This window comes from Candidatus Melainabacteria bacterium RIFOXYA2_FULL_32_9 (assembly GCA_001784615.1).
In the GTDB taxonomy this organism is placed as follows: domain Bacteria; phylum Cyanobacteriota; class Vampirovibrionia; order Gastranaerophilales; family UBA9579; genus UBA9579.
The window spans coordinates 1-5,337 of sequence record MFRQ01000141.1; the positions used below are offsets into that span (position 1 = coordinate 1).

The following is a 5,337-nucleotide window of genomic DNA, read 5'->3' on the forward strand; positions in this document are numbered from 1 at the left end:
AAATATTGTAAGGATAGCTATGATAAGGATTTCCCTCAAAAAATGTTTTTAACAAAACAGCTTCTTAGAAATTTTCTAATAATCATTAATAATATTCTCATCAAGCACCTAATTTATTATTAAATTACTAATTACAGCATAGATTTTCCAGGGCCATCATAAGCAATGCCAGTCCATTCTGTTACAGTCGCCGCAATATCTGCAAAAGTTTCCCTCACTCCCAGATTATGTCCTTCAATAATTGGATTATAAATCAAAACAGGAACCTGTTCTCTTGTATGATCTGTTCCCGGGGTTGTAGGATCACAACCGTGATCAGCAGTAATAATCAATAAATCTTTATCTGTAACCGAGTTGATAATATCAGTTAAGTAAGAATCTATTTCCTTAAGAGCATTTCCATAACCTACAGGGTCATTTCTATGCCCATAAAGCATATCCGTGTCAACTAAATTAGTGAATATTAAATCTTTATCGGAATTTTTTGTAATTTTTTCTGGATTTATGGCAATTTCACCAAGATTTAACTCATTTCTTATAGCTTGCAAAGTAAGTTTAAGGCCTTCTAAATTACTTCCAGTATGAACAGCGTGAGTAATACCCGACTTTACAAAAATATCTTCTATTTTTCCTATTCCTATAACCCTTCCATTATTCTCAACAATTTTATTAAGAATTGTAGACCCAATCGGCGGAACAGAATAATCTCTTCTGGCGGCTGATACACGCTTATAATCTCCACTAACACCCTCAAATGGCCTTGCTATAACTCTACTGATATTATAACCTTTATCTAAGATCTCTCTTGCAATTATACACCATTCATAAAGTGTATCCAGCGGTATTACACCTACATGACAAGCAATCTGGAATACACTATCTGCGCTTGTATAAATAATAGGATACTTTGTTTCAATATGAGCATCACCAAGCTCATTAATTATAGCCGTTCCAGATGCAGGATAATTTCCAAGGATAGCTTTACATCCGGTTTTCTCTATAAATTCTTCGATTAGCTCTGATGAAAATCCATCAGGATAAGTCCTAAAACCTTCTTCAAGTATTAATCCCGCCATTTCCCAATGCCCGGTAGTCGTATCTTTACCTTCTGACACTTCAAGCATTTTACCAAAGCCTGCTAATGGTTTATCTGTAGGATTAACTCCCTCAATTCTATCTATATTACCCAGTCCTAATCTCTCAAAATTAGGCAAATTAAGCCCTTTATTAAATTTAGCAACATTAACCAAGGTATTACAGTCTAATAAATCACCATATTTAGGAGCATCAGGCATAGCTCCCACCCCTAAAGCATCAATAACTACAATGATAGCTCTTTTCATAAACATTCATTCCCACTAACTATATATATTTATTTTAGTTAAATCTTATTCCCATGACCAGCCCTTAATGTTTTAAACTGTATTTCCTGTTATAACCCTAATTTTATTATACTGATACAACAGTGAATCAACATAGCAATGGGCCTTCAGATATCTCAATCCAATAAAGAAAGCTGCATCAAATAAAACTATTAACAAAATAACAAGTGCATTTTCTGAATTAATACTGTCTTTAAACAAAACCACACTCATAATCTGGGTAATTAATAAGAATATAAAAAATAATCCTACCGCAAACAAGAAAATATTTTGACGTTTAACAAAAGCAAGCTTTCTTGAGCGTGCTTTTATTATTGCATTTGACAATCCCGGTTCACTAAGAGCTATTTCCATTCCAAATGCTGAAGTCAGCATATACCATACAGACATTACCAGAGAAACAACGAATCCAAATAGCAACGTAATACCGACAAAAGTAACAAGAAAAACAGTAATTCCTAAGCTAATTCCTGCAATAACAAGCAAAAAGTTAAACAAAAAGGTACTTAACAAGAATAAAACTAAGCTAATTACACTAAGCACCAATGGAGACTTAAAAACTAAAAATAATCGGCTAAAATTCCAGCTCAATGCTCTAAAAGCTATATCTCCTAACCTATATTCCTGATGATAAAGACTACCGGCAGCTGATTTAAATGAATTATACGTCAATATTGCTGATACAACCGTGTACAAAACAAATGTAAGATAAAGCAATGCAATTAATGACAAGAATTTTAAGATTAATACGGATTGAAAATTATACTCAGCTTGTACATTTTCCTCAAACAAAATCTGTCTTATCCACGTAAAAAATGGTGCTACTATATCCGACATACTAGTCAAAGTAAATAACACCAAAGCTATCAAAACTATCAACAATAAAAATGCTAGTTCCCAGGAAGGTATTAGTGAAGTTAAAATTGTTTTTTTTCTCATTTTTACCTGATCTTTGATTTTAATGAAGATCAGGTTCAGAATCCAATTTCAAATCCAATGTTTCAATTAAGTTATTAACCTGATCTTTGTTATTTGAGTTTTTAAGTTCATCAAAACTCTCATTTAACATTTTACTAATACCAATTTGTAATTCTAATAGCTCGAGAAGCTCATCTTTTGTAATGAATTTCATCTGCAATAAAATCTGCCCAACTGGAATTTTTAATAGCCCTTGTTCTTTGAGAGCCTTCTCCAACTGGTGAATAGTTATTTTTTTATGCTGTACAAGAATCTCACCTATTCTTGGGTGTCTAAGCAATTTATCCCAATTTTCAAGGCTTAAATTAATATTTTCCATATTTATTTTTCCGAATTATTTGTAACCTTATTAAGATTCGACTTTTGAATCTTCTTTTTCATCCTTATCTGGAGCTTTTGCTGAGTCATCTGTTTGCTTTGCAACTCCAGAAAGTCTTTCAAAGGTAACTTTCTTATTATCAAGACCTAACTTAATAATATCACCCTCTTTGTATATTCCTGTAAGGATTTCTTCTGCAATAGGATCTTCAATTCTTCTTTGGATAACTCTTCTAAGAGGTCTCGCACCATAAGTCTGACTATAACCTTCATCAGAGAGAAAATCTTTAACCTCATTCGGAATTTCAAGCAACAACTCTTGACCACGTATTCTCTTAATTAGATCAGTAAGCATTATATCGACAATTTGCCTAATTTCTTCTCTTGTTAGATGTGAGAATACAATAATATCATCGAGTCTATTTAAGAATTCAGGACGGAAGGCTTTTTTCATTTCTTCCAATACTGTATCTTTGACTCTTTCATATCTGTCTTTTTCTTCATCATCAGCTACTGCAAAACCCAATTTCGATGTATTTTCCAATGATCTGGCGCCAACGTTACTGGTCATAATTATAATACTATTCTTAAAGTTGGTTACTCTACCTCTAGAATCAGATAATCTGCCATCATCAAGGATTTGTAATAATAAATTAAATACATCAGGATGAGCTTTTTCAATTTCATCGAATAAAACTACAGAATAAGGCCTCTTTCTAATAGCTTCGGTTAATTGACCACCTTCATTGTATCCAACATATCCTGGAGGAGAACCGATAAGCTTACTAGTTGTATGTCTTTCCATAAACTCAGACATATCAATCCTGATCATATTATCTTCAGAGCCAAACATAGATTCAGCAAGTGCTTTAGCTAACTCAGTTTTACCCACACCTGTAGGTCCACTAAATATAAAGCTACCAATTGGCCTACTAGGACTCTTAAGCCCTACTCTTGCCCTTCTTATAGCCTTAGATATAGCTACTACAGCAGAATGCTGACCAATAACTCTTTGATGCAAAGTATCTTCAAGCTTAAGCAGCCTGTCACTTTCACCTTCGGTGAGCTTAGTAACAGGAACACCAGTCCAAGTGCTAACAATGTAGGCAATCTCTTCTTCTGTTACAACTGCTTTATTAGCTTCTTGTTCAGCCTTCCATTTTTGAGAGATTTCTCTGATTTTCTCTTTTAAATCAGCCTCAATATCTCTAAGTTGGCTAGCTTTTTCAAATTCCTGATTTCTAATAGCCTGTTCTTTATCTTTAATTACCTGCTTAAATTCTTTTTCAATTTCTTTTCCTTCAGGAGGAAGCGAACTTGCCTGGAGTCTAACTCTTGAACTTGCTTCATCTATTAAATCAATTGCTTTATCAGGCAAGAATCTATCTGTTATATATCTATCTGACAATCTAGCAGCAGTCTCAATCGCAGCATCAGAGATTATAAGCTTATGGTGTTCTTCATATCTATGTCTCAGACCACGAATAATCTCGATTGTTTCTTCAACTGACGGTTGATCAACAAATACAGGCTGAAATCTTCTTTCAAGTGCAGCATCTCTTTCAACGTGCTTACGGTATTCATCAAGAGTTGTAGCACCTATCACCTGTAACTCTCCTCTTGAAAGTACAGGTTTAAGAATATTAGCTGCATCAATAGCACCTTCAGCAGCTCCTGCACCAATTAAAGTATGCAATTCATCTATAATAAGAATTACATTTCCGGCAGACCTGATCTCATCCATAATTTTCTTGAGTCTTTCTTCGAATTCACCTCTATATTTGGTGCCAGCTACCAAAAGACCCATATCAAGCTGCACAAGCCTTTTATCCTCTAAAATTTCAGGAATATCCCCACTAACAATCCTATTTGCTAAACCTTCAGCAATTGCAGTTTTACCTACACCAGGTTCACCAATTAATACAGGATTATTCTTGGTACGACGACCCAAAATCTGTACAACTCTTTCTATTTCTTTTTCTCTGCCCACAACAGGATCTAGACGTTGTTCTTGTGCAGCTTGAGTTAAATTGGTTCCAAATTCATCAAGGGTTGGGGTTTTGCTTCTACCACTTTGACTTGTTGTTGTGCTAGCACCTGTTCTGGTTTCACCCAACATTCTAATTACGTTGCTTCTAACTTTATTCAAGTCAACACCAAGGTTTTCAAGAACTCTGGCTGCAACTCCTTCACCTTCTCTGATTAACCCTAAAAGCAAGTGCTCGGTTCCGATGTAATTATGGCCTAACTGTCTTGCTTCATCCCAAGATAATTCAAGAACACGCTTAGCTCTTGGCGTAAAAGGAATTTCAACTGCAACGAATCCTGATCCTCTGCCAATAATCTTCTCAACTTCAACACGAGCATCTTTTAGATTAACGCCCATTGCTTTTAGTGTCTTTGCAGCTATTCCTGTTCCTTCACCAATTAAACCTAATAGTATTTGCTCAGTACCAACAAAGTTATGACCTAACCTGCGAGCTTCTTCCTGAGCTAGCATAATTACTTTAATAGCTTTTTCTGTAAACCTTTCAAACATTTATAATGAATCTCCCATAAGATTGATGCCTATTTTGATATTAATTCTCTGGACTTAACCCTCAAACATTTATATAACTAAGTATAAATAAAATTTATTTTATAATTTTCTCTCACTTCA

4 protein-coding genes are annotated in these 5,337 nt (G+C 34.5%); all 4 read right to left on the reverse strand.

Going from position 1 to position 5,337, the window contains the following annotated elements:
• Positions 1–131: 131 nt before the first annotated feature.
• A complete protein-coding gene (locus A2255_03495; protein OGI17722.1) occupies positions 132–1,343 on the reverse strand; it encodes a phosphopentomutase in 1,212 nt (403 codons plus the stop codon).
• Between the two features lie 72 nt (positions 1,344–1,415).
• Positions 1,416–2,321, reverse strand: a complete 906-nt coding sequence (locus tag A2255_03500) for a hypothetical protein (GenBank protein OGI17723.1) — start codon at positions 2,319–2,321, stop codon at positions 1,416–1,418.
• Positions 2,322–2,340: 19 nt separating this feature from the next.
• On the reverse strand, positions 2,341–2,679 hold the full coding sequence (locus A2255_03505; protein OGI17724.1) for a hypothetical protein: 339 nt from the start codon (positions 2,677–2,679) through the stop codon (positions 2,341–2,343).
• Positions 2,680–2,709: 30 nt separating this feature from the next.
• Positions 2,710–5,217 (reverse strand): ATP-dependent Clp protease ATP-binding subunit ClpC, encoded by a 2,508-nt coding sequence (locus A2255_03510; protein ID OGI17725.1) that lies wholly within the window; start codon positions 5,215–5,217, stop codon positions 2,710–2,712.
• Between the last annotated feature and the right edge of the window lie 120 nt (positions 5,218–5,337).

Bases quoted from the DNA above. Each gene is read 5' to 3' on its own strand.
- A2255_03495 (OGI17722.1), bottom strand. From the start codon at position 1,343: ATGAAAAGAGCTATCATTGTAGTTATTGATGCTTTAGGGGTGGGAGCT.
- A2255_03500 (OGI17723.1), bottom strand. From the start codon at position 2,321: ATGAGAAAAAAAACAATTTTAACTTCACTAATACCTTCCTGGGAACTA.
- A2255_03505 (OGI17724.1), bottom strand. From the start codon at position 2,679: ATGGAAAATATTAATTTAAGCCTTGAAAATTGGGATAAATTGCTTAGA.
- A2255_03510 (OGI17725.1), bottom strand. From the start codon at position 5,217: ATGTTTGAAAGGTTTACAGAAAAAGCTATTAAAGTAATTATGCTAGCT.